Annotated in this window: 3 protein-coding genes and 1 pseudogene; all 4 read left to right on the top strand. The window is 62.6% G+C overall.

The features are described 5' to 3' along the window. A pseudogene (fusA, locus tag ACIQ2E_RS15130) lies at positions 1-516 on the top strand (elongation factor G); the annotation flags it as partial. A 42-nt stretch (positions 517-558) separates the two neighbouring features. Further along, positions 559-1,758, top strand: a complete 1,200-nt coding sequence (gene tuf / locus ACIQ2E_RS15125) for an elongation factor Tu (RefSeq protein ID WP_398332319.1) — start codon at positions 559-561, stop codon at positions 1,756-1,758. Between the two features lie 142 nt (positions 1,759-1,900). Further along, a complete protein-coding gene (rpsJ, locus tag ACIQ2E_RS15120; protein ID WP_006910513.1) occupies positions 1,901-2,221 on the top strand; it encodes a 30S ribosomal protein S10 in 321 nt (106 codons plus the stop codon). A 168-nt stretch (positions 2,222-2,389) separates the two neighbouring features. Further along, positions 2,390-2,698, top strand: a 309-nt coding sequence (locus tag ACIQ2E_RS15115) for an LON peptidase substrate-binding domain-containing protein (protein ID WP_398332317.1), incomplete at its 3' end; no start/stop codon positions are given.

Genomic DNA, 2,698 nt, shown 5'->3' with positions numbered 1-2,698 from the left:
TTCGTCAACAAAATTGTTGGCGGCATCGTTCCCAAGGAGTACATCGGCCCGGCGGAAGCCGGCATGAAAGAAACCTGCCAATCCGGTGTGATTGCAGGCTTCCCCATGATCGATGTCAAGGTCACCATGGTGGACGGGTCCTACCATGATGTGGACTCCTCGGAGATGGCGTTCAAGATCGCCGGCTCCATGGCCTTCAAAGACGGCGTCAAGAAGTGCAATCCTGTGCTGCTTGAGCCGATGATGAAGGTGGAGGTCGAGGTGCCTGAGGATTACCTCGGATCCATCATCGGCGACCTCTCCTCCCGGCGCGGCCAGGTTGAGGGTCAGTCCGTCGAAGATGGACAATCCAAGGTTCAATCCAAGGTTCCTCTGGCCGAGATGTTCGGCTACGCCACCCAGCTCCGATCCATGACCCAGGGTCGGGGTATCTTCTCGATGGAGTTCAGCCATTACGAGGAAGTTCCTCGTAATGTGGCAGAAGCCATCATCTCAAAGAATCAGGGTAATTCCTGATCTTTAACGCAGTACCACTTACCCACCCGATTCTTTTTCATCATGGCTCGCGAGAAGTTCGAAAGGAACAAACCCCACGTCAACATCGGCACCATCGGCCACGTTGACCACGGCAAAACCACCCTGACCGCCGCCATCACCAACGTGCTGGCCAAGAAGGGTCAAGCCAAGGCCCAGGCCTACGACCAAATTGATGGCGCCCCCGAAGAGCGCGAGCGCGGCATCACCATCAACACCGCCCACGTTGAGTACGAGACCGACGGCCGCCACTACGCCCACGTGGATTGCCCGGGTCACGCTGACTACGTGAAGAACATGATCACCGGTGCCGCCCAGATGGACGGCGCCATCCTGGTGGTGGCCGCCACCGACGGCCCCATGGCCCAAACCAAGGAGCACATCCTGCTGGCCAAGCAGGTGGGCGTGCCCGCCCTGGTGGTGGCCCTCAACAAGTGCGACATGGTCGACGACGAGGAGATCCTCGAGCTGGTGGAAATGGAAGTGCGCGAGCTGCTGAGCAGCTACGACTTCCCCGGCGATGACATCCCCGTGGTCAAGGTGTCCGGCCTCAAGGCCCTGGAAGGCGATGCCGAGTGGGAAGCCAAGGTCACCGAACTGATGGCGGCTGTCGACAGCGGCATCCCCGAGCCCGAGCGCGAAATCGACAAGCCCTTCCTGATGGCCGTTGAGGACGTCTTCTCGATCACCGGCCGCGGCACCGTGGCCACCGGCCGCATCGAGCGCGGAAAGGTGAAGGTGGGCGAAACCGTGCAGATCGTGGGCATCAAAGACACCCGCGAAACCACCGTCACCGGTGTGGAAATGTTCCGCAAGCTGCTCGACGAGGGCATGGCCGGCGACAACGTGGGTCTGCTGCTCCGCGGCGTTCAAAAGGAAGATATCGAGCGCGGCATGGTGCTGGTGAAGCCCAACTCCATCAAGCCCCACACCAAGTTCGAGGGTGAGGTGTATGTGCTGAAGAAGGAAGAGGGCGGCCGCCACACCCCCTTCTTCGCCGGCTACCGCCCGCAGTTCTACATCCGTACCACCGACGTGACCGGTCAGATCACCGCGTTCACCGCCGACGACGGCTCCAACGTGGAAATGGTGATGCCGGGCGACCGCATCAAGATGACCGGTGAGCTGATCTGCCCCGTGGCCATCGAGCAGGGCATGCGCTTCGCCATCCGCGAAGGCGGCCGCACCATCGGTGCCGGCGTGGTGTCCAAGATCATCGAGTGAGCCTGAGTCGGCCTCGGCCGTGATCTAGGTTCAGGGGTGGAGGGGCAACCCTTCACCCCCACCGCACCTCGACAATCCAGCTGCTCCAGGCGTTCCGCAGCTCCGCTGACGGACCGTCCGCCCCCCGTTTCACACCCTTGCCATGTCCACTGCCATCGCTCAGCAGAAGATCCGCATCCGCCTGAAGGCGTTTGACCGCCGCATGCTGGATCTCTCCTGCGAAAAAATCATCGAAACGGCCGACCACACCGCTGCAACCGCGATCGGCCCGATCCCCCTGCCCACCAAGCGCAAGATCTATTGCGTGCTGCGCTCGCCCCACGTGGACAAGGACTCCCGCGAGCACTTCGAGACCCGCACCCACCGCCGGATCATCGACATCTACAGCCCTTCGGCCAAGACCATCGATGCGCTGATGAAGCTCGATCTGCCGAGCGGTGTAGACATCGAAGTGAAGCTCTGAAGCACCGCTTCAGCCGCACATCCCCGAAGCCCGGGTGCCGCCGCAGCTGGATGCACCGAGGCCTCAACGCCCTCAGCCCGCCTGCCGGCGGGCTTTTTGCTGGGCACGGCCAGCCCTTGCGATGCCTAGGATCTGCCAACCCCAATTCCTCAGCCGGACCTCGACGACGTGACCCAACTGGCCGTGCGCGAACTGCCGCTGTTCCCGCTGCCGGATGTGGTGCTGTTCCCCCAGGAGGTGCTGCCGCTGCACATCTTCGAGCCGCGCTACCGCATGATGCTGCGCACGGTGCTCGACAGCGATCGGCGCTTTGGTGTGGTGCGCTGGGACCCCCAGGAGGGGGCCATGGCGGAGGTGGGCTGCTGCGCCGAAATCCTCCAGTGCCAGACGCAGTCCGACGACCGCAGCAACATCGTGACCCTCGGCCAGCAGCGCTTTCGCCTGCTGGAGGTGGTGCGCGAAGCCCCCTTCAAGGTG

Origin of the sequence: Vulcanococcus sp. (assembly GCF_044369115.1) — a bacterium.
GTDB lineage: Bacteria > Cyanobacteriota > Cyanobacteriia > PCC-6307 > Cyanobiaceae > Vulcanococcus.
Note: the sequence above shows the minus strand (reverse complement) of the source record. Positions and strands in the feature narration are given on the sequence as shown.

Bases quoted from the DNA above. Each gene is read 5' to 3' on its own strand.
- tuf (WP_398332319.1), top strand. From the start codon at position 559: ATGGCTCGCGAGAAGTTCGAAAGGAACAAACCCCACGTCAACATCGGC.
- rpsJ (WP_006910513.1), top strand. From the start codon at position 1,901: ATGTCCACTGCCATCGCTCAGCAGAAGATCCGCATCCGCCTGAAGGCG.